Annotated in this window: 19 protein-coding genes; 14 read left to right on the top strand and 5 right to left on the bottom strand. The window is 60.7% G+C overall.

Annotated elements, in window-relative coordinates; all coding sequences use genetic code 11:
* Window positions 1–148 precede the first annotated feature (148 nt).
* Genes glgC through glgB form a run of 3 tightly spaced genes read right to left on the bottom strand, consistent with a single transcriptional unit; the run spans window position 149 to window position 7,871 of the window.
* Entirely contained in the window at window positions 149–1,459 is a 1,311-nt protein-coding gene (glgC, locus tag DY250_RS03190; RefSeq protein WP_115610887.1) for a glucose-1-phosphate adenylyltransferase, read from the bottom strand.
* A gap of 11 nt (window positions 1,460–1,470) precedes the next feature.
* Window positions 1,471–3,477 carry a glycogen debranching protein GlgX gene (gene glgX / locus DY250_RS03185; protein ID WP_115610886.1) on the bottom strand — a complete coding sequence of 669 codons (2,007 nt, stop codon included), beginning with the start codon at window positions 3,475–3,477 and terminating at the stop codon, window positions 1,471–1,473.
* A complete protein-coding gene (gene glgB / locus DY250_RS14845) occupies window positions 3,474–7,871 on the bottom strand; it encodes a 1,4-alpha-glucan branching protein GlgB (RefSeq protein WP_342772551.1) in 4,398 nt (1,465 codons plus the stop codon). The genes glgX and glgB overlap by 4 nt, the downstream gene beginning before the upstream one ends.
* A 276-nt stretch (window positions 7,872–8,147) precedes the next feature.
* Here glgB and argS point away from each other — a divergent pair, with 276 nt between their 5' ends.
* The 13 genes from argS (at window position 8,148) to DY250_RS03115 (ending at window position 20,480) form a co-directional block, all read left to right on the top strand.
* Complete coding sequence (gene argS, locus DY250_RS03175) at window positions 8,148–9,926, top strand: arginine--tRNA ligase (protein ID WP_115610884.1); 1,779 nt, start codon at window positions 8,148–8,150, stop codon at window positions 9,924–9,926.
* Complete coding sequence (locus tag DY250_RS03170) at window positions 9,926–10,966, top strand: SPOR domain-containing protein (RefSeq protein ID WP_115610883.1); 1,041 nt, start codon at window positions 9,926–9,928, stop codon at window positions 10,964–10,966. Before argS ends, DY250_RS03170 begins: the two co-directional genes overlap by 1 nt.
* A 2-nt stretch (window positions 10,967–10,968) precedes the next feature.
* On the top strand, window positions 10,969–11,733 hold the full coding sequence (locus tag DY250_RS03165) for a sulfite exporter TauE/SafE family protein (RefSeq protein ID WP_115610882.1): 765 nt from the start codon (window positions 10,969–10,971) through the stop codon (window positions 11,731–11,733).
* Window positions 11,734–11,758: 25 nt separating this feature from the next.
* Window positions 11,759–12,535: an L-threonylcarbamoyladenylate synthase gene (locus tag DY250_RS03160; RefSeq protein WP_115610881.1), complete on the top strand. Its 777-nt coding sequence runs from the start codon at window positions 11,759–11,761 to the stop codon at window positions 12,533–12,535.
* An 11-nt stretch (window positions 12,536–12,546) separates the two neighbouring features.
* Window positions 12,547–12,879: a hypothetical protein gene (locus DY250_RS03155; RefSeq protein ID WP_147293441.1), complete on the top strand. Its 333-nt coding sequence runs from the start codon at window positions 12,547–12,549 to the stop codon at window positions 12,877–12,879.
* A gap of 3 nt (window positions 12,880–12,882) precedes the next feature.
* A complete protein-coding gene (locus DY250_RS03150) occupies window positions 12,883–13,515 on the top strand; it encodes a phosphoribosylanthranilate isomerase (protein WP_115610879.1) in 633 nt (210 codons plus the stop codon).
* Window positions 13,505–14,707 (top strand): tryptophan synthase subunit beta, encoded by a 1,203-nt coding sequence (gene trpB, locus DY250_RS03145; RefSeq protein WP_115610878.1) that lies wholly within the window; start codon window positions 13,505–13,507, stop codon window positions 14,705–14,707. Before DY250_RS03150 ends, trpB begins: the two co-directional genes overlap by 11 nt.
* Window positions 14,708–14,714: 7 nt before the next feature.
* Window positions 14,715–15,524: a tryptophan synthase subunit alpha gene (gene trpA, locus DY250_RS03140; RefSeq protein WP_115610877.1), complete on the top strand. Its 810-nt coding sequence runs from the start codon at window positions 14,715–14,717 to the stop codon at window positions 15,522–15,524.
* Between the two features lie 3 nt (window positions 15,525–15,527).
* Window positions 15,528–16,514, top strand: coding sequence for an acetyl-CoA carboxylase, carboxyltransferase subunit beta (accD, locus tag DY250_RS03135; protein ID WP_115610876.1), 987 nt, complete (start codon window positions 15,528–15,530; stop codon window positions 16,512–16,514).
* Window positions 16,511–17,770 carry a bifunctional folylpolyglutamate synthase/dihydrofolate synthase gene (locus tag DY250_RS03130; protein ID WP_115610875.1) on the top strand — a complete coding sequence of 420 codons (1,260 nt, stop codon included), beginning with the start codon at window positions 16,511–16,513 and terminating at the stop codon, window positions 17,768–17,770. Before accD ends, DY250_RS03130 begins: the two co-directional genes overlap by 4 nt.
* Window positions 17,767–18,429, top strand: a complete 663-nt coding sequence (locus DY250_RS03125; RefSeq protein WP_115610874.1) for an SPOR domain-containing protein — start codon at window positions 17,767–17,769, stop codon at window positions 18,427–18,429. The genes DY250_RS03130 and DY250_RS03125 overlap by 4 nt, the downstream gene beginning before the upstream one ends.
* Window positions 18,430–18,503: 74 nt before the next feature.
* Window positions 18,504–19,226, top strand: coding sequence for a CvpA family protein (locus DY250_RS03120; RefSeq protein WP_115610873.1), 723 nt, complete (start codon window positions 18,504–18,506; stop codon window positions 19,224–19,226).
* Window positions 19,227–19,298: 72 nt separating this feature from the next.
* Entirely contained in the window at window positions 19,299–20,480 is a 1,182-nt protein-coding gene (locus DY250_RS03115; protein WP_115610872.1) for an O-succinylhomoserine sulfhydrylase, read from the top strand.
* A 229-nt stretch (window positions 20,481–20,709) separates the two neighbouring features.
* Here DY250_RS03115 and hemN read toward each other — a convergent pair whose 3' ends face one another.
* Window positions 20,710–22,092, bottom strand: a complete 1,383-nt coding sequence (hemN, locus tag DY250_RS03110) for an oxygen-independent coproporphyrinogen III oxidase (RefSeq protein ID WP_115610871.1) — start codon at window positions 22,090–22,092, stop codon at window positions 20,710–20,712.
* 1,114 nt (window positions 22,093–23,206) lie between these two features.
* Complete coding sequence (mfd, locus tag DY250_RS03105; RefSeq protein ID WP_245951008.1) at window positions 23,207–26,473, bottom strand: transcription-repair coupling factor; 3,267 nt, start codon at window positions 26,471–26,473, stop codon at window positions 23,207–23,209.
* Between the two features lie 99 nt (window positions 26,474–26,572).
* Between mfd and DY250_RS13885 the strand changes: the two genes are divergently transcribed.
* Entirely contained in the window at window positions 26,573–26,746 is a 174-nt protein-coding gene (locus tag DY250_RS13885; RefSeq protein ID WP_172542095.1) for a hypothetical protein, read from the top strand.
* Window positions 26,747–26,906 lie beyond the last annotated feature (160 nt).

Raw genomic sequence — 26,906 nt, 5'->3', positions numbered from 1 at the left:
GTCTATCTCCAATTGGTTTTTGTTCAGGTTGTGTGCTTGTTCCGCTTGGTGGGGTTGTCTCTTACGCGGTTCTCTAACCTCTCCCCTCCTCCCAATGGAGGAGGGGGGCTGTGTCAGCGGGAAGCCGTGTGGTTTCCCGCTTATGGGGTTATTGTTCGGCGGCTTCCTCCGCTTGTTTTTGTTTAGCGGCAAGGGCAGCCAGCATGGTTTTGGTGACGAGCACGACGCCGCCTTTGCTGACGCGGAAGCGCTGTTTGTCCAGCTCGGCATCAACGCCGATTTGCATGCCATCCGGGATGCCGCAGTTGCGGTCGATGATGCAGCGGCGCAGGACGCAGTTCTTGCCAATACGCACTTGTGGCAAGACGACGGCGTATTCGATGTGGCTGCCTTCGGCGACCTGGACGCGGTCAAAGAGGACGGAGTTACTGATTTCCGCATCGGTAATCACGCCGCTACCGCCGATCAGCGAGTTGTCGATGGTGCGGGTATGGTTGTGCTTGTAGAAGAATTTGGTCGGTGCGGTTTGTTTCGGCACGGTACGGATCGGCCAGCTTTCGTCAAACATGTCGAGTTGCGGGTATTCGCTAACGAGGTCGATGTTCGCGCTCCAGTAGCTGTCGATGGTACCCACGTCGCGCCAGTAGATGGTGCCCTGGGTGTTGCGGCCCTTGCTGGATTTTTCGAAGGGGTGGGCATAGAGCACGCCTTCGCGCACGGCAGCCGGGATGACGTCGTTACCGAAGTCGTGCGAGGTATCGGGACTCGTCGCTTCGCGTTCGAGGACTTCGTAGAGGTAGTCGGCGTCGAAGACGTAGATGCCCATCGAGGCCAGTGATGAGCCGGGGCGGTCAGGCATGGCGGGCGGATCTTCGGGTTTTTCGACGAAGGCTTTGACTTTGAGTTTTTCGTTCACCGCCATGACGCCGAAGGCGACGGCTTGTTCGCGCGGGACTTCGATGCAGCCGACGGTGGCTTTGGCGCCAGCGGCGACGTGGTCACGCAGCATTTGCATGTAGTCCATTTTGTAGATGTGGTCACCAGCGAGGATGAGGACGTATTTGGGCCGGTAGTGATCTCTCATGATATGCACGTTTTGCCACACGGCATCAGCGGTGCCCCGGTACCAGGTTTGGTCATTGAGCTGCTGACGCGCCGGCAGCATATCGACGAACTGGTCACGTTCGCGCGGCAGGAAGGACCAGCCGTGTTGCAGATGGCGCAGCAGTGAGTGCGCTTCGTATTGGGTGATGACGCCGATTTTGAGGAGACCCGAGTTGATGCAGTTAGATAGTGCAAAGTCGATGATGCGGTGACCGCCGCCGAAGTACACGGCCGGTTTGGCACGCTGATCAGTCAGTTCGTAGAGGCGTGAGCCGCGTCCGCCGGCCAGGATCAGGACAAGGGTTTGGTTGGCGATTTCTTCGGTGGAAGGCAGGGTATTTTCTTTAGCACTCATGTTTGTCTCCGTTATGTTGCCGGTTGTGTTTTCGCGCTGTTTTTGCGCAGGATGGTGATTCCTTTGTGGGCAAGGGTGGCGCGGTCGTTTTCTTGGGTATAGCCATCGTCAGCGAGCAGCGGTTGCCACGAGCCTTCGGGTAGGCAGTAGGTTTGCGGGCAGCGGTTGGCATTGATAAGCAGCAGGTAGTTGTCCTGCAACGCCAGCACCAGCGCTTTGCTCGCTTCGTTGTGCCAGTCGGCATCTTGCATCGGTTGTCCGTCTGCGCTGTACCAACGGGCGTCGTCGTGGTGCCACCAGTTGTCGTACACACCTGCTTGCGCCAGCTCGCGGCGCAGAGTGATAAGGGTGCGGACGTATGGCACCAAAGGGGCCGGTTTTTCCCAGTCCAGCCAGGTGGTTTCGTTGTCCTGGCAGTAGCTGTTGTTGTTACCGTGCTGGGTGTGGCCAAGTTCGTCACCAGCAAGCAGCATGGGCACGCCGTTGGCGAGGAGCAGGCTGGCCAGCAGGGCTTTCTGGCTGTGGTGGCGGGCAAGGTTAATGGCAGGATCGTCGGTTTCGCCTTCGACGCCGTGGTTCCAGGAGTAGTTGTGGCTGTCGCCGTCCCGGTTGTCTTCGCCGTTCGCTTCGTTGTGCTTGTAGCTGTAGCTGGTGAGGTCGCGCAGGGTGAAGCCGTCGTGGGCGGTGTTGAAGTTGATGGAGCTGTACACGCCGCGCCAGTCGTGGCGGTAGATGTCGCTGCTGCCAGAAAGGCGCTGCGCCAGCGCACCAAGCCAGCCGTTTTCCCACAGCCAGAAACCGCGCATGTCGTCGCGGTAGCGGCCATTCCATTCGGCGAATCCTTGCGGGAAGCCGCCGAGGTTGTAGCCGTCGGAACCGGTATCCCAGGGCTCGGAGATGTGTTTGCAGCGCGAGAGGATGGGGTCCTGGCGGATGGCGGTGAAAAAGGCGGCGTAAGGGTCGAAGGTCGGTTTCCGCCCCAAGGTGGCGCCGAGGTCGTAGCGGAAGCCGTCAATATGGAATGCTTCTACCCAGTAGCGCAGGCTGTCAAGCATCCAGCGCAGGACATGCGGTTCGCTGGCGTTTAGGGTGTTACCGCAGCCGGTGTTGTTGATGTAGTCGCCGTGTGCGTTCTGCCAGTAGTAGAGGCGGTTGTCGATGCCGCGCTGGCAGAGCATGGGGCCGTGAATATCCTGCTCGGCGGTGTGGTTGTAAACGACGTCGAGGATGACTTCTATCCCCGCGCGGTGCAGGGTTTTGACCATGTCGCGCAGGTCATTGTGGCTGCCGTAGCGGCGGTCGGGGATGTTGTGCGCATAGACGTTGTAGCCCCAGTAGTTGCTCATGCCGCGCCGTTGCAGGTGGACTTCGTCAAGGTGCTGGCTGATGGGCAGGAGCTCAACGGCGGTAATGCCAAGCTCTTTGAGGTGGCGGATGCTGGCTTCGTGCGCAAGTCCGGCAAAGGTGCCGCGTATGGCTGGCGGAATGGCAGGGTTACGCTGGCTGTAGCCTTTGACGTGCAGTTCGTAAATGATGGTGTCGCGCCACGGGGTGCGCAGCGGAACGTCGCCTTCCCAGTCGTAGTCGCTGGGAGCGACGACGATGCTTTTCGCCGCCACCGCCGCGTTATCGCGCGGATCCGTATGGTGATAGAGCGCGAGTTCGTCCGCCGTGCGGTATTCCGGCAGGTGGTTCAGCGCGCGGGCGTAGGGATCCAGCAGGAGTTTCTGCGGGTTGTAGCAATTGCCCGCTTCCATAGGGCCGTCCACACGCCAGCCGTAACGCTGCCCCGCTTTGATACCTGCCACGAAGATGTGCCAGATGTCGTCGCTGCGGTTCTGCACGTCAATACGGGTCTCCACCCCATCCCGGCCATAGAGGCAGAGGGTCACGGCGCTGGCATGGCGACTGACCAACGCGAAGTTCACGCCGTCTGTGTCGCCGATAGTGGTGGGGGTGCTGCCGAGCGGATAGGGTCGTCCACGATGGCAGCGCAGCGGGGAACGCTGTTGTTTCATCGTTTTTTGTTTCCTTTTTTGCCGTGTTTATCGCTGTTATCCGCGTGCTGGACGGCAGCTTCTGCAATTTGTTCGTAGGCCAGGAAGATGGTGCCAAGCGGCGGCAGAGTAAGGTTGAGCGATTGGTCTCTACCGTGGCTGGGAATGTCTTCAGTGTGCAGGTGTTCACCTCCACTGACGCCACTGCCGTTGTATTGGGTACTGTCAGAGTTGAGGATTTCGCGGTAATGCCCCGCCTGGCTGACGCCGATGCGGTAGTTTTCGCGCGGCACCGGGGTGAAGTTGCTGACGATGATGACGGGTTTGCCGTCGCCGCCGTGACGGGCAAAGGCGATGACGGATTGTTCGGCATCATCCACCACCAGCCATTCGAAGCCTTCCGGATTGCAGTCTTGTTTCCACAATGCCGGGTGTTCCTGGTAGGCGTGGTTAAGATCGCGCACCCATTTTTGTACGCCTTCGTGCCAACCGCCGTATTGCGGTTCAAGCAGGAACCAGTCAAGGCTTTCCTGGTAGTTCCATTCGCGACCCTGGGCAAATTCGCCGCCCATAAAGAGCAGTTTTTTGCCCGGGTAACCCCACATGTAGCCGTAGTAGGCGCGCAGATTGGCGAATTGTTGCCAGCAGTCGCCCGGCATTTTCGAGAGTAGCGAGCCTTTGCCGTGCACGACTTCGTCATGCGAGAGCGGCAGCACGAAATGTTCGCTGTACTGGTAGATCATGCCGAAAGTAAGCAGATTGTGGTGGTATTTGCGGTGTACCGGGTCTTCTTGCATATAGCGCAGGGTGTCGTTCATCCAGCCCATGTTCCATTTGTACTGGAAGCCGAGGCCACCGCTTTCCGTCGGGTGGCTGACACCGGTGAAGGCGGTGCTTTCTTCGGCAATGGAGACGGCGCCGCGCTGTTCGTTTTGCAGGATGGCGTTGGTGCGTTGCAGGAAGTTGATGGCTTCGAGGTTTTCGCGCCCGCCGTAGCGGTTCGGTATCCATTCGCCTTCTTTGCGCGAGTAGTCGCGGTAGATCATCGAAGCGACGGCGTCCACGCGCAGGCCGTCCACGCCGTAGTGTTCGATCCAGTAGAGGGCGTTGGCGGTCAGGAAGTTGCGTACTTCGTAGCGACCGAAGTTGTAAATGAGGGTATTCCAGTCCTGATGGTAGCCTTCGCGCGGATCGGCGTGCTCGTAAAGCGGGGTACCGTCGAAGCGGTTGAGGCCGTATTCGTCAGTCGGGAAGTGACCGACCACCCAATCAAGGAGGACATGGATGCCCGCATCGTGGGCTTTTTCGATGAAGTCGCACAATTCTTGCGGAGTACCGAAGCGGCTGGTCGGCGCGTAGAGCCCCAGCGGCTGATAGCCCCAAGAGCCGTCAAACGGGAATTCGGCGACGGGCAACAGTTCGATGTGGGTGAAGCCCATGTCCTTGACGTAGGGGATGAGTTCGTCGGCAAGCTGGGCGTAGCTGAGCCAGAAGTTGTTTTCGGGGTTTCGGCGCCAGGAACCGAGGTGAACTTCGTAGATGCTGATCGGCGCATCAATGCTGTTCGCGGTGACGCGCTCAGGGTCATAGGGCAGGCGTTCCGGCAGGCGGGTAACGACGGAGGCAGTATCCGGCCGCAGTTGCGCGCCGAAAGCGTAGGGATCCGATTTCAGGCGGATGTTGCCGTTTACATCCAGGATTTCGTATTTGTAGAGCGCGTGCTCACCGATACCGGGGATGAAGATGTCCCAAATGCCGCTTTGCGGGTGGAAACGCATGACATGGCGGCGACCATCCCACAAGTTGAAGTCACCGACGACGGAGACGCGCCGCGCATTCGGCGCCCAGACACTGAAGCTGACACCTGCAACACCATCGATTTCGACGAGGTGCGAACCGAATTGTTCGTAAGGCCGTAGGTGGGTGCCTTCGGCAAGCAGCCAGTTGTCATAGTCGTGCAGGGTAGTGCCGAAGCGGTAGGGGTCTTCAATGGTGACGGTGTTTTTGTCGCCGTAGCGGACTTGCAGGAGGTAACGGCGCACATCCGCTTCGAGGCGGGCGATAAAGAAACCCCGCTCATCCAGGAGGCTCATGTCGGCCAGCACTTTTTTCGGGTTGTCATGATCAAGCACGCGCACGGCTTCGGCACCGGGCAGGAGGACGCGCAGGGCAGTGCCATTGCTGTTTTCATGCGGCCCCAAATAAGAGAAGGGGTCGGCAAAGGTTCCAGAAAACAGTTGGTCTATCAGGTATTTATCGACGGATGTCACTTCGATTCCTCCGGTAGTAGTAGTGATGGCGGTGGTAGCGGCCGTGATAGGGAGCGGCTCGCGTGGTTGAGCACGAGTGGCGACGATTTGCCGCAGCATGTCATGCAGTTGGGGGTTTTTGCCCATGGCAGCGGTGTCTTCCGGCAGGCGGTAGCGCCAGTTGGGGTAGGTATTGGCAATACCAGGGATGTTGAAGGAGGCGGTGACGCCCAGGAGGTTTTCCGGCTGGATGGCAAAGAGTCGGCTACGACTCATCGCCACGAAGCGGTGCAGTGCCAGGGTGATGGTGTCATCAAGTTTGCCGCCGTCTTCGCTTTCACCCAGCAGTTCAGTCTGATGCAGCGCAGCGATGATTTGCCCTTTGCGGCTTTCGCGCTGGGCGAGCAGGTTCTGGTATTGGGCATCGCTGGTGAAGACGCCGAGACGCTGCATGGTGTCGAGATCGTTCTTTTCCCAGTAACCGGCGAGCGGCGCGAGATCGTGTGTGCTGACGACGGCCAGGGCGTGCTCCGGATATTCTTCCGGCAGCAGATAGCGCGCGCCGTTATGGTTGAAGTACATCACGCCGTAGGAATAGACGCCGTATTCACCGAGAGCGACACGCATTTCGTCCGGCACGATACCGAGGTCTTCGCCGACGATGACGCAACGAGCGCGGCGACTTTCTAGGGCAAGGATGGCCATCAGTTCAGCCAGCGGGTAACGCACGTAAGCACCGAGATTGGCGCTGTTGCCGTAGGCAATCCACCATAGACGGTGTAGCGCCATGACGTGGTCAATACGCAGGACGCCGTAATAGCGCATGTTGGCGCGCAACATGTTGATAAAGATTTGATAGCCGCTGCGTTTCAGGCGTTGCGGATGCAGTGGCGGCAAGCCCCAGTTCTGCCCTGTGGGACCGAATTCGTCCGGCGGCGCACCGACCGAGACTTGCAGGCAGTACATATCGCGGTGCATCCAGGTATCCGCCCCGCCGCGCGAGACACCGACGGCCAGATCGCCATAGAGGCCGAGAATCATGCCCTGTTCACCGCAGTAATGGCGCAGGTTGTCGAGTTGATCAGCCAAAAGCCATTGCAACCACATGTAATAACGGATGTCCGCCTCATGCGCAGCGGAGAAAGCAAGAACGGCGGCACTATCCGGATAGCGATAAGCCTCCGGCCAGCCCAGCCAGCCGACACTATCTTCGCTGAACGGCACAGTGGCATTCTGCGCATAGAAGTAGTGATCCAGCGCTTCAAAGGTGCCGTAGAGACGCAACTCGCGCCCCTGTTCTTCGACGAATTTGGCAAAAGCTTCGCGTGCGGCGGCAAAGATAGGGTCATCGCTATCACAGAAGTCGCGGAAGACGAGATACAGCGCGCGCAGCTTGAAAGGCAACACCTGCGCATAATCCACCCATTCGGCGGCCCGTAGTTCGGCTAGCTGCTTCTGTGTCGCAGCTTCGTTGTACCACGCCTGCGCCGAAGGCGAGATGTGGAAGAGCCGCATGTCGTCAATGTCGAGATAGATAGGGTTCAGCCAACGCCGTGAAGAGGGGCTGTATGGGCTCGCCCAATTAGGATGGGTGGTAAAGAGGGCATGCAGCGGGTTGATACCGATGAAATCAATGCCGTCAGTGGTGAAATCGGCTACCAGGCGGCGCAAATCCCCAAAATCCCCAATTCCCCAGTTGTGCTGTGAACGCAGGCTGTACAGCTGCACATTGATTCCACTCAACCGCTCGCCACGCCGTAACGCCGCCGGCTGGTACACGGAATGCGGGGCAACAATCAGCAGACAACGCCGCATCTGGTGCGCGCTATGCAGTTCCAGCGAATAATAGCCGCTGGGCAGTGGCGGCAGCTCAATGCGTCCACCCTCTATCATGATGGATGAACAGGGAATGCTCTGCCCGTGTTCATTCAAAAGAAAGACCGCTGCCACGCGTGGCAACAGCCCGCCAATCGGCAGCAACGCCACCATTTCCGGCAACACCGTGAATACTTCGTCGAAATGAACACTCGTGGAGAGATGCTGTCCGGGAGCGGTAAGAATGGCTGCCAGCGAGGACAACACCTCATCAGAAACGCGCACAAAACTGCCATCTGCGGCAAAGTAATCCGTTTCAATTCCCAGCAACCTGAACTGTTCGCTGTTCATGACGCGCTCCTGGCCGTCTTCTCTAACGGTCGTGTTAATTTCACATAATGTAAAAATAACACATCCGCATGCAATGTCTAACAAAAAAACACACAACATTGTTTTATCAACAATTAAATCCTCAAACTAACGTGCTTTTTTGTGTTGCAAAACCCTACTACCCGCCTGTTATTCAAGAACATGTACGCCAGCAAAAGCATTTGGCAATGAAATGTTAAGCCGCTAAAATAATTGCCCTCATAATGTCCAACTCACCCATCGCGAGAAGAGAATACCGTGAAAGACCTCATCCTGTCGGGACTGACCAGCGCCCTGCAAGCGGTTGCGCATGAGCGCGCCATTGACGCAGAACTACTTGATTTGCCAAAGGAACTGGAACGCTGCAAAAATCCGGAACATGGGGATTTCGCCAGTAACGTTGCCCTGCAAAACGCCAAAATTTTCAAGAGCAACCCGCGTCAACTCGCAGACGCCATTGTTGCCGCCATGCCACAGGGCGCGGGTATCGCTGCGCTGGAAGTCGCCGGACCGGGATTCATTAACATACGTCTCGGCAGTGGGCATGACAGCGCCGTGCTGGTCAGCATTGTCAAAGAAGGTGGAAACTTTGGCCGTCATCAGGCGGCGAACCCGCAAAAAATCCTGCTTGAATTTGTCTCGGCCAACCCGACCGGGCCGCTGCACGTTGGCCACGGACGCGGTGCGGCCTATGGCGCGACACTGGCCAACATCCTGCGCGCCAACGGGCATCAGGTGGACAACGAATACTACGTCAACGACGCCGGGCGACAGATGGATATCCTTGCCCTGTCCGTCTATTGGCGCTATATGCAGCACTGCGGCAGCGACCATGCCCTGCCGCAGGGTATCTATCAGGGCGACTACGTTATCGACATTGCCCGCGAACTCTACGCTCAGCAGGGCGAAATGCTCTACCGTACTCCGGAAAACTGGGTGCCGCCACACCCTGATACATGGACGGCAGAAGCGGTGGATAACGGCGAACGCGACGCCTGGATTGACGCCGCCATTGCTGCGCTGAAAGCAACATTGGGCGAAACGGATTATCGTATCGTGTTCGATGCCGGACTTGATGCTGAAGTCGCCGACATCCGTGAAGACCTGCTGCAATTCGGCGTACGCTTTGACCGCTGGTTTTCCGAACATTCCCTCGTCACCAGTGGACGCATCACAGAAATGCTGGATGTGCTGTGCGCACGCGGCTACCTCTATGAAAAAGACGGTGCCCTGTGGTTCCGTGCCAGCGACTTCGGCGACGAAAAAGACCGCGTCGTGCGTCGCGAAAACGGCGTAACCACCTACTTCGCGTCCGATATCGCCTACCACTATGACAAATACGAACGCGGTTACGACCACATGATCGACATCTTCGGCGCCGACCACCACGGTTACATGGCGCGCGTTCGTGCCTCGCTTGCCGCCCTCGGTTTGGAACCGGACAAACTCACCATCGCCCTGGTGCAGTTTGCCGTGCTCTACAAAGACGGCGCAAAAATGCAGATGTCCACCCGCAGCGGGCAGTTCGTCACCTTGCGCGACCTGCGCGCACAAGTTGGCTCGGATGCCGCGCGTTTCTTCTACGTCATGCGCCGCCCCGAACAACACCTGGATTTCGACCTTGACCTCGCTGTCTCACACAGCAAGGACAACCCCTACTACTACGTCCAGTACGCGCATGCGCGCACCAGCCGCGTCCTTGAACGCGCCGCAGAAGCGGGCATCACCTTTGATCCGCAGACAGCACTCGCCGAGCGGGAACGTCTCGTTGAGCCTGCCGAAAAAGCATTGTTGCGCGAACTCGCCCGCTACCCTGACATCATCACTGCCGCCGGCAGCCAGATGGCAGGGCATCTTGTCGTCAACTACCTGAAAGAACTCGCGGGTGCCTGGCACCAGTACTACGACGCCGGACACAAAGTCCTGCACGACGACCCTGCCATGCGCGAAGCACGCCTGCTGCTCACCCATGCCGTGCGCCAAGTGCTGCGTAACGGTCTTGATATCATCGGCGTTGCCGCCAGGGAAAGGATGTAATGGCCAGAAAACGTAAAAACCAGCCCAAGGACAACTACCTCGCCGCCCGCCTGCTCGGTGGCTCAATGATGGCTGTCGTGCTCATCGTCTTCGGCTTCGTCCTCGGCAACATGTTCGGACAAAAAGACGGCCACGACGGCACCGCCGCGCATGCTCAATCGCCACTGAGTAAAGCCACCCAACCGCGCCCATCCATAGGTGCCGCCCGCCCTGTCAACCGCAGCGGAGAGCCAAAATATTCCTTCTACGACGAACTGCAAAAACGCAGCAATGAAGTCCGCTTGGCTCCTCCGCCACCACCGCTCCCTATGCCGGAACCCGTTACCCTCAGACCGGCCAAGGCACAACCGGAAACCGTCACTAAAACCAAACCAGCGAAAAAGACCGCTGCCGAAAAACTGACTGAAGCACCTGCCGCCAAGCCTGCAGCAGCAGGCAAAGTAGCGAAAACACTGACAGAACCTGCAAAGCCGGTAAAAAAAGCCGCCGCCGAACACCTGAGCACACCGCCAGAGCCTAGCGGCAAAGCCACTGCCAAAGCGGATGCCAGACGCAGCAAAACCGACTCTGCCGCCAAAACAGATGCCAAACCGACAAAAGCCGAGCCGGCAGCAAAAACAGCCAAAACCGAGAACAAACAGCCCGCCAATAGTCGTCTGACTGCTCCGCCTGAATCCGTCGGCAAAACCAGCGCGAAAGTAGACAGCAAACTTGCCGCCAAGGACAGCAAGGAAAAGGAAACCGCCACAAACAGCAAAGACGCAAAAAAAAGCCACCCTGTTACCGGCAAGCGGATAAATTACCGCATCCAGGTTGGCGCTTTTAAAAATAAGGCTCAGGCGGAACAACTGCGTGCCAAAATGGCTCAACGCGGCCTGCCGGTGGACATCCGTCCACCAAGCGACAACAACAAGCTCTACCTCGTACAAATCGGCCCTTACGCCAGCGAGAGCCAGGCTACGGGCATCCAGGCCAAGCTGAAAGCGGACGGGCAGGCCGCCCAACTGAAAACCTTTAACAGCGGCGCCGACAGCAAATAACGATGACACTGGTACTCTGGCATTACCTGCTGCTTGTCGTTCTCGGCGTTATTTGCGGTGTTATCAACGTCATGGCGGGCGGCGGCTCCAATATCATCTTGCCGGCCATGATGATGATGGGCTTCCCGCCGCAAGTGGCTAATGCTACCAACCGCATCGGTATCATCCTGCAAAGCATCATTGGTGTACGCGGCTTTTACCGCGCCGGCAAACTGCCGACGCACGACCTGTCCGGCATCCTTGCCCCGACCATCATCGGCGGCATCTGCGGTTCCATCATCGCCGCCTTTGCCCCGCATGACCTCATCAAACCACTCCTGCTTGGCACCATGCTGGCCATGGCCGGCATCATGCTTTTCGTGCCATCCGTGGTCATGCCGCCGCCCGGTACCGTACCGCTCACCGTCAAAGAAAGCGGCGCGCGCGCCTGGTTCTGGCTGTGGCTCGGCGGCGTCTATGGCGGTTTCGTGCAAGCGGGCGTCGGTTTCGTGCTGATTACCGCCATCGCCGGCTGCCTGCGCTACGACATCGTCCGTTCCAGCGCTCTGAAACTCGCCTGCACCCTATTCTTCACCCTGCCCGCCCTCGTCATCTTCGTCGCGCGCGGTCAAGTCGAATGGCTGCCGGGCATCGTCCTCGCCGCCGGCAACATGATAGGCGCCCATTACGGCGTGCGCCTTGCCGTCAAAATCCAGCCGAAAACCCTCAAATGGGTCATGTTCCTGATGACCCTCGTGGCAGTCGTTGCCGCTTTCCTGAAAAAATAACGTCAACCCTACCCAAGGAGTCCCCATGACCCAGCACATCCAATGGCACAAAACCCTGTCCACCGAAGGCCTTACCGCCTTGCAACAACCGGGTGGCGTCATCGTCTGCCCGACCAAAGTCGGCTACATCATCATGGCGACCGACAAAGCAGGCTTAGAGCGAAAATTCGACGCCAAAGAGCGCAAGCGTAACAAACCCGGCGTCGTCCTCTGCGGCAGCATGGAGCAACTGCGCGCGCTGGCCCAGCTCAACCCCGAAATTGAGGCTTTCTACCAAAAACACTGGGATGAAGACATCCTGCTTGGCTGCATCCTGCCGTGGCGGGCGGACGCCAAAGCAGCGCTGACCAAAGACGGACGCGAAGAGCTGATGATGGATAAACGCGGCACCAGCTGCTTCGTCATCAAATTCGGTCTGCCGGGCGAACAACTGGCCGAACACCTGTGGCGCAGCGAAGGCAAGATGATCTACGCCTCATCCGCCAACCCGTCCGGCAAGGGCAATCGCGGCAAAGTCCAAGGCATCGGCGAGCGCATCGAAAGCAAAGTGGATCTGGTGATAGAGGCCGACGACTACGTCGCTTCCATCCAGCCGGACAAGACCGTGGAAACCCGCTATGAGCAGGGCGTGATGGTGTCAATGGTCGATAAAGACGGCAAGCTCGTTCCTGAACAGAAAAGCGAACGCAGCGTGCATCCCTGCCCGGTCGTCATCCGCAAAGGGCTGGCCATCGACCGCATCATGATGCACCTTGCCGACGGCTTTAACACCTGGGACTACCGCCACGGTGAATACTACTGATGAAACGCGTTATGACCGCATGGGACGACTTCCTCGCCCCCGAATTTGCCCACATCGTTGACCTGCTGCAAGAACTGCCGCACAGCGAAGCCCAATTCGTCATCCTTGACCGGCACAACGAAAACGACAGCTTCATTCAGGCGACACTGGCAAACCCTGAGCAGGACGAAAACAGCCGCTTCCTGATCGAAACCCGCCGCTACGAGACCGACGGCAGCTGGCGGCACTACCGCCGCTTCAGCGCGAACGCGACGGAAGCCCTACCCTACTTCGCGCAGTTCTACCGCGACGAACCCTTTGCCGCCGACGGCTGGGAAGACGTCAGCGACGAATTCGAGGACTGAGCGATGCGGGTGCGCGTCAAAATCTGCGGCCTGACCCGTCTTGAAGATGTGCAGGCGGCAGTGGACGCAGGTGCGGACGCACTCGGTTTCGTCTTTCACCCACGCTCGCCACGCCACCTCGACCTCGCCCAGGCAGCGCGCCTTATCGCCGCCGTACCGCCGCTGGTCAGCGTCGTCGGCCTCTTCGCCGATGCCGATGCCGATACCGTGCGCGCCGCCTGCGCCGTGCTGCCGCTGGACCAGCTGCAATTCCACGGTTTTGAAACTGCCGCCTACTGCCGCCAGTTTGGCCGCCGCTGGTACAAGGCCGTGCCGATGCGCGACCTTGGCGATGCGCAAGCGGTCACGGACTGGCTCGCCGCTTACCCGGACAGCAGCGGTTTCCTTTATGACACTTACGGCAAGAGCCATAGCGGTGGCAGCGGTACGGCCTTTGACTGGGGCAAATTGCCCGTCCATTGCGCACCTCGCCTTCTCGCCGGCGGCCTGAATCCCGATAACGTCGCCGCCGCCATCCGGGCCTGCCATCCCTTTGCCGTGGACGTATCCAGCAGCGTGGAAAGCGCGCCCGGCATAAAGTCCTCTGCTAAAATGCAGCGCTTCATTACTGCAGTACATAACGCCTATGACGACTAACACCTACCCAGACGCGCGCGGTTACTTCGGCCGCTATGGCGGCCAATTCGTCGCCGAAACCTTGATGCAGGCTGTCCTGCAACTACAAGACGCTTACAGCGCCGCGCAAAATGACCCCGCCTTCTGGGCACGCTTCCGCCAAGAACTTGCTGACTACGTCGGTCGCCCTTCCCCGCTTTACCACGCCAAACGCCTCAGCGACAAAAGCGGTGGTGCGGAAATCTGGCTGAAGCGGGAAGACCTGAACCACACCGGTGCCCACAAAATCAACAACACCATCGGTCAGGCCCTGCTCGCCGAACGCCTCGGCAAGCACCGCGTCATCGCCGAAACCGGCGCCGGACAACACGGCGTGGCCAGTGCCACCATCGCCGCCCGCCTCGGTATGGAATGCATCGTGTACATGGGTGCCGATGACGTCATCCGTCAGGCGCCAAACGTGTACCGCATGAAACTGCTCGGTGCGACCGTTGTTCCCGTGACCGCCGGCAGCCGTACCCTGAAAGACGCGCTAAACGAAGCCCTGCGCGACTGGGCGGCCAACGTCGATAACACCTTCTACATCATCGGCACCGCCGCCGGCCCGCACCCCTATCCCATGCTGGTGCGCGACTTCCAGAAAATCATCGGCGAAGAAGCCAAAGCACAGGCGCAGGCCCACTTCGGCGCCCTGCCCGATGCCGTTGTTGCCTGCGTCGGCGGCGGCTCAAATGCCATCGGCCTCTTTTACCCCTTCTACAACGAGCCCGTCGCCCTCTACGGCGTGGAAGCGGGCGGACACGGCCTCGCCAGCGGTGAACATGCCGCCCCTCTAAGCGACAGCACCACCCCGGTCGGCGTCCTGCACGGCAACCGCACCTACGTCATGTGCAACGCCGACGGACAAATCGCCGAAACCCATTCCGTCTCGGCCGGCCTTGATTACCCCGGCGTCGGACCCGAACATGCCTGGCTGAAAGACACAGGCCGTGCCCGCTACGTCGCCATCAACGACGACGAAGCCCTGGCTGCCTTCCACGACCTCTGCCTGCTTGAAGGCATCATCCCCGCGCTCGAATCCGCACACGCCGTCGCCTACGCACAAAAACTGGCGCGTGAACTGGGCAAAGGCAAACGCATCATCGTCAGCCTGTCCGGGCGCGGTGACAAAGACATCAATACCATCGCCACACGCGACGGCATCACCCTGTGAGGCAGCCATGACCCGACTCTCAGACCGCTTCGCCGCCCTGCGCGCGCAACAACGCAAAGCACTCATCCCCTACATCAGCGCGGGCGACCCCGACCCGGTACAGACCGCCGCCATCCTGCACGGCCTCGTCGCCGGCGGCGCCGATGCTCTCGAACTCGGCATACCCTTTTCCGACCCCGCCGCTGACGGCGAAACCATCCAGCAGGCCAACGAACGGGCACTGGCGCGCGGCGTCACCCTGCAACAAACCCTCGCCATCGTGCGTGAATTCCGCCGCAGCGACACGACCACCCCGCTCATCCTCATGGGCTACCTCAACAGCTTCGAGCGCGCCGGCTTCGCACACGTCATGAGCGAACTCAGCGCCGCAGGTGGTGATGCCGTCATCCTCGTGGACTGCCCGGTTGAAGCCCTGCCGGACTACGCCGCCGACCTGCAACACAGCGGCATCACCCCCATCCTGCTCGTCACCCCGACCACCAATCCTGAGCGCCGCCGTGCCATCGTTGCCCATGCAGGCGGCTTCCTCTACTTCGTTTCCCTGCGCGGCGTGACCGGCACCCAGCAGGCTGACGCCGATGCTATCGCTGCCGACATCCGGGCGCTTAAAGCCGATACCGACCTGCCCGTCTGCATCGGCTTCGGCATCCGCGACGGTGTGACCGCCCGCCGCATGGCTGAACTCGCCGATGGTGTCGTCATTGGCAGCACGCTCGTCGCCCGCCTGCACCAGGCGGCAGAAAGCGGGCAAAACCTGGCCGATACCGCACGTACCTTCACCGCCGACATCCGCGCCCACCTTGACCAAAAGGACTAACCCATGAGCTGGTTCGACAACCTGATGCCCTCGCGCATCAAAACCAAAAACAAAAACCAACAAGTGCCGGACGGCCTGTGGAAAAAATGCGACGGCTGCAACGAAGTCCTCTACGCGCAAGACCTCGACTACAACCAGCAAGTCTGCCCCAAATGCGGCTACCACATGCGCATCAGCGCGCGCAAACGCCTCGAACAACTCTTTGACGAAGGCTGCATGCCGACTGAAATCGGCCTCGGCCTGCAACCCGCTGACTTCCTCAAATTCAAAGACAGCAAACGCTACCGCGACCGCATCACCCAGGCGCAGAAAAAAACCGGCGAACATGACGCCCTCGTCGCCATGAGCGGCCTGCTCTACGACCGCCCGCTCACCGCCGCCGCCTTTGAATTCAACTACATGGGCGGTTCAATGGGCTCCGTCGTCGGCGAGCGCTTCGCCCTGGCTGCCGAATACGCCCTGGCCGAACGCACCCCCTTTGTCTGCTTCAGCGCCAGCGGCGGCGCGCGGATGCAAGAAGGCCTGACCTCGCTCATGCAAATGGCGAAAACCAGTGCCATCCTTACCCGCTTGGGCGACGCCGGCCTGCCCTTCATCTCGGTGCTGACCGACCCAACAATGGGCGGCGTCTCCGCCTCGCTGGCCATGCTCGGCGACATCAACATCGCCGAACCCGGTGCCCTCATCGGCTTTGCCGGCCCGCGCGTCATCGAACAAACCGTGCGTGAAAAACTGCCGGACGGCTTCCAGCGCAGCGAATTCCTGCTTGAAAAAGGCGCCATCGACATGATTGTGGACCGCCGCCACATGCGCGAAGAACTCGCTACCCTGCTCGGCTTGCTCATGCAAGAACCGCCGCTGCCGCACACCGCAGAAGACGAAGAAAACCCGCCAAGCGAGACAGCCACTGCGTCCGACTCTGTTGCCGACGTCCCCGCAGACGCCTCTCCCGATACAGCCCACAGCGCAGAAAACACAGAAACCCCATGAAACGCACCCTGAGCGAGTGGCTGGACTGGCAAGAAACCGCACACGACAAAGCCTGGGATCTCGGCCTCAAACGCGTCAGCACCGTCTGGCAGGCACTCGGTGCGCCGCGCCTCGCCACGCATATCATCACCGTCGCCGGTACCAACGGCAAAGGCTCTTGTGTCTGCTGGATTGAAGCCATCTGCCGCGCGCATGGCATCAGCGTCGCCAGCTTTACCTCGCCGCACCTGCACGACTACCGCGAACGCATCCGCTTTGACGGCGAATGGGTCACGGCGGACGCCCTCGTCGCCGCCTTTGAAACCATTGATACCGCGCGCGGCGACATCTCGCTCAGCTACTTCGAATGGTCGGCACTCGCCGCCTTCTGGCTCACCGCCCAACGGCAACCCACCATTGCCGTCCTTGAAGTCGGCCTCGGTGGCCGCCTGGACGCCACCAACATCATCGACGCCGACGCGGCCATCATCACCCGTATCGGCCTTGACCACCAGGACTGGTTGGGCCACAACATCCCCACCATCGCTGCCGAAAAAGCAGGCATCCTGCGCCCCGGTCAACGCGTTTACCTGCCTGACGCCCACCCGCCCGCCGTCCTCTGCGAACATGCCGCTGCCTTGGGGGCAAGCACATACCGCTACGGCCAAGAACTGCGCGTGGACGCCCAGGCGGATGGCCTGCACCTTGACCTGCCCGGCTACCACGGCATCCTGCCCTACCCGACCCACATGCACGGTGCGCACCAATACGGCCACCTCGCCGCTGCCATCGCCGCCCTTGCCCCGTGGCTGGCACTGGATACCGCCAAACTCGCCGCTGCCTGCGCCAGTGCGCAAAACCCGGCCCGTCTCACCCTGATTGACGGCGAACCACGCTGGCTCTACGACGTCGCGCACAACGCCGACAGCGCCGAAATCCTCGCCCGCTACCTGCACGACCTACCGCGCCGGGGCGGACGCACCATCGCCCTGTGCAGCATCCTGCGCGACAAAGACCAGCACGCCATCTACCGCCACCTTGCGCCGGAAATCGACGAATGGGTGCTGTCCGGCCTGCCCGGCGCACGCGGCAGCGACAGCGCCACCCTCACCGCGCACGCCATTGAAGCCGGCATCCCGCGCGAACACATCCACCCCTGCGACGACATCCCCACCGCCTGCCGGCGCGCCCGCGTCCTGGCAAACCCGGCTGACACCATCGCCGTCTTCGGCTCCTTCGTCACCGTCGCCGCCGTACAAAAAGAACAACTGCCATGAACAAATGGACCGTCCGCCTCATCGGCATCGCCATCCTCTTTGCCGCCACCCTCATCCTCTTCGACCGCTGGTTTACCCCGGACATCCCGCCCGCTATCCAGCAAAGCATCGAACTCAGCGTGCGCGGCGGCGAAACCCACACCATCAGCCCACCACCAGCGACTAACAGCGACAGGAGGGATCCCCGGCCCCCCTCACCGCCGCCACAGCCCGCCTTCACCCTCGCTTCACTTGACGAAGACAGCAGCGAACCCCAGCCTATCCTCAGCAACCCGAACGGCGGCGACAAAGCCAAAGCCCGCGAAGCCGAACAAACGGCAGCCAACCAGAAAGCCGCCGGCCAAGAAAAACCCGCCAATAGCGCCCTCGTCGAAAACAACGCAGAAACCGCCCCCGCCGCCGAAAAGCCGGCCGAAAAGCCCAAACCGCGACGCGGCGGCTCCTGGGTCCAGGCCGGCTCATTCAGCAGCAAAGAAAACGCGGACAAAATGATCGCGCAGCTGAAAAAACGCGGTTGGCCGGTTGAAACTGAAATCGCCAACATCAACGGTAAAGACTGGCACCGCGTCTTTATCGGCCCGCTCTCGGCGGCTGATGCCAACACTTATATTGACATCCTCGGCAAAGAAGGCACCAACGCCCGCCAAGTCAATCGTTGAGACCGCCAAGCGGGACAACCACGGGCTTTCGACCCCCCCCCTACCCCCAAAACCAACCGGAGAAAAACCACACCATGAACCTCGACACCCTCAACTGGATAGATGTTGCCCTCGGCGGCATCCTCGTCATCTCGGCGCTCATCGGCCTGATGCGCGGCTTCGTCAAAGAAATCCTCTCGCTCATCGCCTGGGGCGTTGCCGCCTACGCCGCCTGGATGCTGGCCGAACCCGTGGCCAAAGACTACGTCAGCCGTGTCTTCAATGACGAAAAAATCGCCTACATCGCCGCCCTCGGCGCCATCTTCATCGGCACCCTTTTCCTCATCGGCGTCGTCAACCTGCTCATCTCGCAAGTGCTGAAAATGACCGGCCTCGGCTTCCTTGACCGCCTGCTCGGTCTCATCCTCGGCACCGTGCGCGGCGTCCTCATCGGCGCACTCATCACCTTTGCCGCCCTGCTCTTCAGCGACGGCCACCCTGAAAAAGAACTGCCCGGCCCGCTTGACCAACAATGGAACAGCTCAATCCTCGCGCCCTACTACAAAAGCGCCGCCCAGTGGGGATACGACCAGATCGCCCCGACTGTGGACAGCTGGATACAAGACAAACTGAAAAAACAAGGTCGTGACCAAAAAAAGCCCGAAACAGCGAACGCCGATAACGGCGCTAATCCGGCAGCCGCTACCCTGCGCCCCAGCGGCGAAGACGTCGGCATCCTGCAAAGCCCGCCGGCCACCGCCCCTGCCGTACCCCAGCCGGAAGAACCGACCCTGCACGGCCTCGAATCCGCGCAATAACAGAATCCATAGCCAAAACGCCGCCCGTCAAACGGCGGCGTTTCTACCTACCATCCCAGCCGGGAACCCACCATGACCGACCACAACGACAAAGCCTTCGCCACCCGCGCCATCCGCGCCCACGAACAACAAAGCGCAAACCGCGAACACTCGCCCGCGCTCTACCTCACCTCATCCTTCACCTTCACGAGCGCCCAACAAGCTGCCGACATCTTCGCCGAACGCGAAGCCGCCTACCAATACAGCCGCTTCGGCAATCCCACCGTGCAACTCTTCGAAGCGCGCATGGCGGCGCTTGAAGGCGGCGCGCGCGGCACCGCGACCGCGAGCGGCATGGGCGCCGTCCTCACCCTCGGCCTTGCCGAACTCGAAGCGGGCGACCACATCATCTGCGCGCGTAACTGCTTCGGCTCCATCCTCAACATGTTCAGCAAAACCTTCGCCAAATACGGCATCGAAACCACCCTCGTCGAAGTGACCGACCTTGACGAATGGAAAAACGCCGTCCGCCCGAACACCAAACTCCTCTTCCTCGAAACCCCGTCCAACCCGCTGCTCGCCATCGGCGACATCGCGGCCATCGCCGACATCGCCCACCAGGCAGGCGCCAAACTGGCGGTGGATAACTGCTTCGCCACCCCCTACCTGCAACGCCCGCTCGACCTCGGCGCCGATTACAGCGTCCATTCCGCCACCAAATACCTTGACGGCCAGGGGCGCACCCTCGGCGGCATCATCATCAGCAAAAGCGCGGAAGACGGCGAAAAAATCTACCAACTCATGCGCGGCATCGGCACCACCATGAACGCCTTTGAAGGCTGGATCTACGCCAAAAGCCTGGAAACCCTGCACGTGCGTGTGCAGCGCCACAGCGAAAACGCCCTGCACGTCGCGCACTGGCTCGAACAACAACCGGAAGTCGCGCGTGTGTACTACCCCGGCCTCGAAAGCCACCCGCAACACGCCCTCGCGCAAAAACAAATGCACGGCGGCTTCGGCGGCATGGTCAGCTTCGACGTCAAAGGCGGCAAACAGGCGGCCTGGCACCTCATCGACAACTGCGACTGGCTGAGCGTCACCGGCAACCTCGGCGACGCCCGCACCATCATCACCCATCCGGACAGCACCACCCATGCCCGCGTTGCGCCGGAAGAAAAAGCCCTTATCGGCCTCGGCGAAGGCGCTATCCGCCTCTCCGTCGGCCTCGAAGACGCCACCGACATCTGCAACGCGCTCGCCAAAGGCCTGCGTTAAACGACCTTTACAACAAAAAAGCGGCGGGGAACACCCGCCGTTTTTTCATACCTGCTGAACCTGTGCTTCGCAAGCCCCGTGTTTATCCCGCTTGGCGACCTGCCCCAGTGTTTGACGGCTTCTTTATCTATTTTGCTTCCACAGCCATTTTTACAATTTTTGAGGTGTACAGATGCCTATGGCCAAGTGGGATAAACCTTCGCGCCACAAACAGCGCAACCGCGCTTCGTCAGATGACTTTGGAGAAGCGCTTGGCGTTTTCCGCCTTGTGCAAGTAAGCGTCGAAGATCATGGCGATGTTGCGGATGAGCAGGCGGCCAAGCGGGAGGACGTTGAGACGCTGTCCGTCCAGTTGTACCAGGCCGTCGGCGGCGAGCGGTTGCAGCGCCTGCCATTCGCGGGCGAAGTAGGCCGGGGCGTCGATGTGCCAGCGCGCGCTGACGGCGTCGAGGTCGAGGCGCAGGTTGCACATGATGTCGGTGATGACGTGCTGGCGGATGTGGTCGTCTGTGCTGAGTTCGATGCCGCGCAAGACGGGGATACCGCCGCCGTCCAGCGCTTTGTAGTAGCGGCTGCGCGCTTTTTCGTGCTGGCTGTAACAGCCGCCAAGCATGCTGATGGCGCTGATGCCGAAGCCGAGCAGGTCGCAGTCGGAGAAAGTCGAGTAGCCCTGGAAGTTGCGGTAGAGCGTGCCTTCGCGCTGGTGGCGGACGAGGCTGTCTTCCGGACGGGCGAAGTGGTCGAGGCCGATAAATTCGTAGCCGCCCGTGGTGAGCTGCTCGATGGTGGTTTGCAGCAGTTGCAGTTTGCCAGCGGCATCGGGCAGGTCGGCGGCATTGATTTGTTTCTGCGCACCGAAGATGTGCGGCATGTGCGCGTAGTTGAAAACAGCGAGGCGGTCGGGCGCCAGTTCGCCGATTTGTTCCAGGGTGCGGCGGAAGCTCGCCACAGTTTGCAGCGGTAGGCCGTAGATGAGGTCGGCGCTGATGCTGTGGTATCCCGCTTCGCGCGCCGCGACGATGGTATCGCGGACGTGTTCAAAGGACTGGATGCGGTTCACCGCTTTCTGCACGCGCGGGTCGAAGTCCTGCACGCCAAAGCTGACGCGGTTGAAGCCCAGTCCGCGCAGGAACCCAAGGTCGGCCGGGGTGACGGTGCGCGGGTCGATTTCGATGCTGAATTCGCCTTCGTTATCCGCAGCAAAATGCGGGAAATGCGCGTGCAGCATGGCAAGCAGGCGCTGCATCTGCGTGTGGTCAAGGAAGGTGGGCGTGCCGCCGCCGAGGTGCAGCTGGATGACGCGGCGGGTTTTGTCGATATGCGCCGCCTGACGGGCGATGTCGCGTTCGAGGTAATCAAGGTAATCGTCGGACTGGCCGTGGTTGTGGGTGATGATTTTGTTGCAGCCACAGTAGTAGCAGACGTGTTCGCAGAAGGGGATGTGGACGTAGAGCGAGAGGTCGCGTTTGCTCGCGTTGCTGGCGTCAAGGTGGCGGGTGTAGTCGGCGGCGGTGAAGCGGTCGTGAAATTCAACGGCGGTCGGGTAGGAGGTATAGCGCGGGCCGCTTTGGCTGTATTTCTGGATCAGTGCGGCGTCAAAGTATTGGCTCATGGTGATTCGGGTGTCGGATGAAAAGTGGCGCGATTGTAGCAAGCGGCAGACGGCGCAGCGTTGACTTCGGGCAGGCGGACGGCAAGCGGGATAAATGCTGGCTTTGTCTCTGGGCGGTTTGTTTGCTACCCCCATCCCAGCCTTCCCATTGTGGGAAGGAGATAAACGCCGCCAAGCGGCGTAATGACTGGCTTTGTCTCTGGGCGGCTTGTTTACTACCCCCATCCCGGCCTTCCCCCACAGGGGGAAGGGATAAACGCCGCTAAGCGGCGTAATGACTGGCTTTGTCTCTAGACGGCTTGTTTGCAGCCCCCATCCCGGCCTTCCCCCACAAGGGGAAGGAGGTAAACACCGCCAAGCGGCGCAAGTACTGGGCTCGCCAAGCGGGATAAATCTTGGGTTTTTATTCCCCCCTTCCGGCCTTCGGCCACCTTCCCGGGTACCCATGAAAAAAATGCGAGCATTTTTTTCATGGGAGCCCCGTCCCCCGCAAGTGGGGGAAGGGATTTTTCCCGTGCAAGTTTTGGGATTGCGCAGCGCGCCAAGCGGGATAAACGCTGGGCTCTCCCCCAAGCGGGATAAAACCTGAATTTGCCGCCAAGCGGCGTAATTACCGGGCTTTGTCTCTAGACGGCTTGTTTGCTGCCCCATCCCGGCCTTCCCCCACAAGGGGAAGGAGGTAAACACCGCCAAGCGGCGCAATTACTGGGCTCGCCAAGCGGGATAAATGCTGGCTTTATCTCTGGGCGGTTTGTTTGCTGCCCCCATCCCGGCCTTCCCCCACAGGGGAAGGAGGCAAACGCCGCCAAGCGGCGCAATTACTGGGCTCGCCAAGCGGGATAAATGCTGGCTTTATCTCTGGGCGGTTTGTTTGCTACCCCCATCCCAGCCTTCCCCCACAGGGGAAGGAGGCAAACGCCGCCAAGCGGCGCAATTACTGGGCTCGCCAAGCGGGATAAAACCTGAGTTTGCCGCCAAGCAGCGTAATTACCGGGTTTTGTCTCTGGGCGGCTTGTTTGCAGCCCCCATCCCGACCTTCCCCCACAAGGGGAAGGAGATAAACACCGCCAAGCGGTGCAATTACTGTGCTCGCCAAGCGGGATAAATGCTGGCCTCAGTCTTTCGGCGTGATGTCGGTGAGCAGTTGTTCGAGTTCGGCGAGGCGGTGCGTGAGGTCGGGGCTGTCGGGGTGGTGGATGGTGACGGCGGTGTTGCCGTTCAGGCGGTAGCGGTGCGGTTCGGTTTGCAGGCGCGTGAGCAGCGGTTCGGGGTTGATGCGGGTCGGGTCGGCAAAGCGGATGCGGGTTTCTGTTTCGCTCAGGCTGATGTGCTCAACGCCGAGCGGGTCGGCTTGCAGGCGCAGGCGGGTGCGGCTGATGAGGTTTTTTGCCGCTTCCGGCTGTTTGCCGAAGCGGTCGGTGAGTTCGGCGCTGATGGCGGCAAGCCCCGCTTCGTCTTTACTCTGAGCAAGGCGCTGGTAGAGATCGAGGCGTTCTTGCGGGTCGTAGATGTAGTCGGCGGGCAGGAGTGCGGGCGCGCCGAGTTCGATGGTGATGCGCGGCGCGTCCAGCTCGATGTCGCCGCTGCCGTTTTTGAGGGCGGCGATGCTGCGCTCCAGCAGGTCGAGGTAGTAGCTGATGCCGATTTGCTGGATTTGGCCGGATTGTTCGTCGCCAAGGATTTCGCCCGCGCCCCGGATTTCGAGGTCCTGGCTGGCGAGCAGGAAGCCGGCGCCGAGGCTGTCGAGGGTGGTGAAGGCCTCAAGGCGGCGTTGGGCGTCTTTGCCGAGGGTGTTCCAGTTGGGGATGATGAGGTAGGCGTAGGCCTGGTGGTGGCTGCGTCCGACCCGCCCACGCAGTTGGTGCAGTTGGGAGAGGCCGAGTTTGTCGGCGCGGTTGATGATGATGGTGTTGGCGTTGGGGATGTCGATGCCGGATTCGATGATGGTGGTGGCGATGAGGATGTCGTGGTGGCGGTTCTGGAAGTTCTGCATGATGTGTTCGAGTTCGCGTTCGCGCATTTGCCCGTGGGCGATGGCGATGCGTTGCTCGGGCAGGTGTTCCTGGATGAGGCGGGCGATGCGTTCGATGCTGTCGATGTCGTTGTGCAGGATGTAGGTTTGCCCGCCCCGGCGGTGTTCGCGTTCACAGGCGTCGGTGATGGTGTCGATGTCCCATTCGCTGAGGATGGTCTGGATGTTTTGTCGTCCGGCGGGCGGGGTGGCGATGATGCTGATGTCGCGCAGGCCGCTGAGGGCGAGGTTGAGGGTGCGCGGGATGGGGGTGGCGGTGAGGGTGAGCAGGTTGGTGTCGCTTCTGAGGCTTTTGAGTTTTTCTTTGTGGCGGACGCCGAAGCGTTGTTCTTCGTCGATGATGACGAGGCCGAGGTTGTGGAAGGCCACGTCTTTTTGCAGGAGGCGGTGGGTGCCGATGATGAGGTCGGTTTGTCCCGCTTTAAGGCGCTCGATGGCTTTTTTGGCTTCAGTGGCGCTTTTGAAGCGGCTGATGTTGTCGATGGTGATGGGGTGGTTGGCGAAGCGGTCTTGCAGGTTGTGGTAGTGCTGTTCGGCGAGCAGGGTGGTCGGGGCGATGAGGGCAGTCTGGTAGCCGGCGCTGGCGACGGCGTGGATGGCGCGCACGGCGACTTCGGTTTTGCCGAAGCCGACGTCGCCGCAGATGATGCGGTCCATCGGCTGTGCTTTGGCGAGGTCGGCGAGGACGGCGTTGATGGCGTGCTGCTGGTCGGGGGTGGCGGTATAGGGGAATTCGGCGGCAAGCGCAGCTTGTGTGGCGGGGTCGTGGGGGATGGTAATGCCGCTTGTTGCTTCGCGTTTGGCGTAGAGGGCGAGGAGTTCGGCGGCGGTGTCGTGCAGGTTGTCGCGGATTTTGCGGCGGGTGGTTTGCCATTGTTTGCCGCCGAGTTCGTGCAGCGGGGCGTTGTCCGGATCGGCACCGCCGTAGCGGCTGATGAGGTCGATGTCGGTGGTGGGGACGTAGAGTTTGGCGCCTTTGGCGTAGTCGATCTGGATGAGTTCGTCGCCGCCTTCTTCGAGGGTGGTGAGGCCCTGGTAACGGCCAACGCCGTAGTCAGCGTGGACGACGGCGGTGCCGGGGGTGAGGTTGTGCAGGTTGTGGATGAGGCTGGCCGGATCGCGACCGGGCGGGCGGCGGTAGTCGGTGGTGGGCGGACTGGTGTGCAGGTCGGCTTCGGCGAGGTGGATGGTGTCGCCATGCCGGAAGCTGTGGCGGTTCGGGCTGACGGTGTGGGTGATGGCGGGATAGGCGCCGAGGCGTTCTTGCCATTGTTCGCGCACGCCGCCCGTCGGATAGTGGATGGTGATGCTGCCGCCCTGTTTGGCGAGGGCGAGCCATTCTTTTTCGCGTTCGGCAGCGCTGCCGTGGATGTCAATGGGCGTGGCTCTTTCGGGGTAGGGGTGGGTGGGGATGCGCGCGAGTTTGGCAAGGACTTCGTCCGGTTGTAGCCACAGTGCGGCGGGCGGCAGGAGTTGGTTTTCGCGTAACGGGTTGGTGCGCTGGTAGCGTTTTTCGCACCAGGCGGCGTGTTGGGCGAGGGTGTCCGCGAGGTTGTCGCAGGCGATGTGGCGGCTGTGCGCGGGCAGGTAGTCGAAGAGGGTCGCGGTCTCGTCGTAGAAGAGCGGCAGGTAGTATTCGAGGCCTTGCGGGGTCTGCCCGTCGCTGATTTGCCGGTAGAGCGGGCTGTTGGTGATTTTTTCGCCGTAGTGCAGGCGGGCGTTCTGGCGGTAGCAGACGCGGCCGGCATCGGAGAGGTCGATTTCGCTGCGCGGCAGGATGCTGATGTGCGGGTGTTTTTCGAGGGTGAGCTGGCTATCGACCGCGAAGGTGCGGATGCTGTCGATGTCGTCATCGAACCATTCAAGGCGGATGGGATCAGGCGCGTTCATCGGGTAGAGGTCGATGATGCTGCCGCGCGCGGCGTATTCGCCTTTGCTGGTGATGTGGACGGTGTGCTGGTAGCCCGCCTGTCCGAGGCGGTGGATGAGGTCGTCACGTTTGAGGCGGTCGCCAACGCTGAGGTGGATGCCGTAGCGGTCGAGGTGGGTCTGCGGGCAGAGGCGCTGGCTGAGTGCGGCGGCGCTGGTGACGACAACGCCGCGTTCACGCGTCGGCAGTTCGGCAAGCACGCGCAGGCGCTCGGCGATGAGGTCGGGATGCGGGGTGTATTGGTCGTAAGGCAGGGTTTCCCAGTCGCTGAACCAGTAGAGGTGTGCGGCGTCATTCGTCCAGTATTTGAGGTTCTGGTACCAGTATTCGGCCTGGCGGGCATCGGCGGCGATGAGGAGGTGGACGTGTTTGCCGGAGAGGTGGCGGTGCAGGTTATAGGGCAGGTAAAGGGGGTTCATGGTTTGTGCGGCGTTCGTGGGGCGCGCAATTATAGCGCTTGCGCCTGTAGGGGCCGGACGGCGGTTTACAGTAACAGGCTGTCCATTGGCAGAAACCGTATGCAATTCAGGAGCGATGCGTTCGCCACTATTCACGAAACGGCGGTCAATCTGTTTGCACACGGCATCATCAGCAAAAAGATGATGTGGGATTTTGATGCTGCCTGTTTGCGGCCATTGGTACCGTTATCGGCGGCGGAAATCCGCGCAGAGCGGCGGCAACACGATTCATAGCCCGCCAGCGGATATAGTGTTCTGGATAGCACGGCAGCACTACGACAGCGCGGAAAATGTAGAGACGTTGCCGACAACATCTCAAATAGAGAAACCGGCATTTATCCCGCTTGGCGGGGTTTGTATTGGCTGTGCCTTCGTACACGACAAAAATCTGCCA

The sequence above is a fragment of the Cardiobacterium valvarum genome (genome assembly GCF_900460955.1).
GTDB classification, from domain to species: Bacteria; Pseudomonadota; Gammaproteobacteria; order Cardiobacteriales; family Cardiobacteriaceae; genus Cardiobacterium; species Cardiobacterium valvarum.
The sequence above is the reverse complement of the archived record's forward strand: the minus strand, read 5'-3'. Positions and strand labels throughout refer to the sequence as shown.

What these genes read in the sequence shown, in the direction of transcription:
- DY250_RS03150 (WP_115610879.1), top strand. Translation starts at nt 12,883, where the DNA reads ATGCGGGTGCGCGTCAAAATCTGCGGCCTGACCCGTCTTGAAGATGTG.
- glgC (WP_115610887.1), bottom strand. Translation starts at nt 1,459, where the DNA reads ATGAGTGCTAAAGAAAATACCCTGCCTTCCACCGAAGAAATCGCCAAC.
- DY250_RS03155 (WP_147293441.1), top strand. Translation starts at nt 12,547, where the DNA reads ATGACCGCATGGGACGACTTCCTCGCCCCCGAATTTGCCCACATCGTT.
- trpA (WP_115610877.1), top strand. Translation starts at nt 14,715, where the DNA reads ATGACCCGACTCTCAGACCGCTTCGCCGCCCTGCGCGCGCAACAACGC.
- accD (WP_115610876.1), top strand. Translation starts at nt 15,528, where the DNA reads ATGAGCTGGTTCGACAACCTGATGCCCTCGCGCATCAAAACCAAAAAC.
- DY250_RS13885 (WP_172542095.1), top strand. Translation starts at nt 26,573, where the DNA reads ATGCAATTCAGGAGCGATGCGTTCGCCACTATTCACGAAACGGCGGTC.
- DY250_RS03125 (WP_115610874.1), top strand. Translation starts at nt 17,767, where the DNA reads ATGAACAAATGGACCGTCCGCCTCATCGGCATCGCCATCCTCTTTGCC.
- hemN (WP_115610871.1), bottom strand. Translation starts at nt 22,092, where the DNA reads ATGAGCCAATACTTTGACGCCGCACTGATCCAGAAATACAGCCAAAGC.
- DY250_RS03160 (WP_115610881.1), top strand. Translation starts at nt 11,759, where the DNA reads ATGACCCAGCACATCCAATGGCACAAAACCCTGTCCACCGAAGGCCTT.
- DY250_RS03115 (WP_115610872.1), top strand. Translation starts at nt 19,299, where the DNA reads ATGACCGACCACAACGACAAAGCCTTCGCCACCCGCGCCATCCGCGCC.
- DY250_RS03165 (WP_115610882.1), top strand. Translation starts at nt 10,969, where the DNA reads ATGACACTGGTACTCTGGCATTACCTGCTGCTTGTCGTTCTCGGCGTT.
- DY250_RS03130 (WP_115610875.1), top strand. Translation starts at nt 16,511, where the DNA reads ATGAAACGCACCCTGAGCGAGTGGCTGGACTGGCAAGAAACCGCACAC.
- glgB (WP_342772551.1), bottom strand. Translation starts at nt 7,871, where the DNA reads ATGAACAGCGAACAGTTCAGGTTGCTGGGAATTGAAACGGATTACTTT.
- DY250_RS03120 (WP_115610873.1), top strand. Translation starts at nt 18,504, where the DNA reads ATGAACCTCGACACCCTCAACTGGATAGATGTTGCCCTCGGCGGCATC.
- DY250_RS03170 (WP_115610883.1), top strand. Translation starts at nt 9,926, where the DNA reads ATGGCCAGAAAACGTAAAAACCAGCCCAAGGACAACTACCTCGCCGCC.
- glgX (WP_115610886.1), bottom strand. Translation starts at nt 3,477, where the DNA reads ATGAAACAACAGCGTTCCCCGCTGCGCTGCCATCGTGGACGACCCTAT.
- trpB (WP_115610878.1), top strand. Translation starts at nt 13,505, where the DNA reads ATGACGACTAACACCTACCCAGACGCGCGCGGTTACTTCGGCCGCTAT.
- mfd (WP_245951008.1), bottom strand. Translation starts at nt 26,473, where the DNA reads ATGAACCCCCTTTACCTGCCCTATAACCTGCACCGCCACCTCTCCGGC.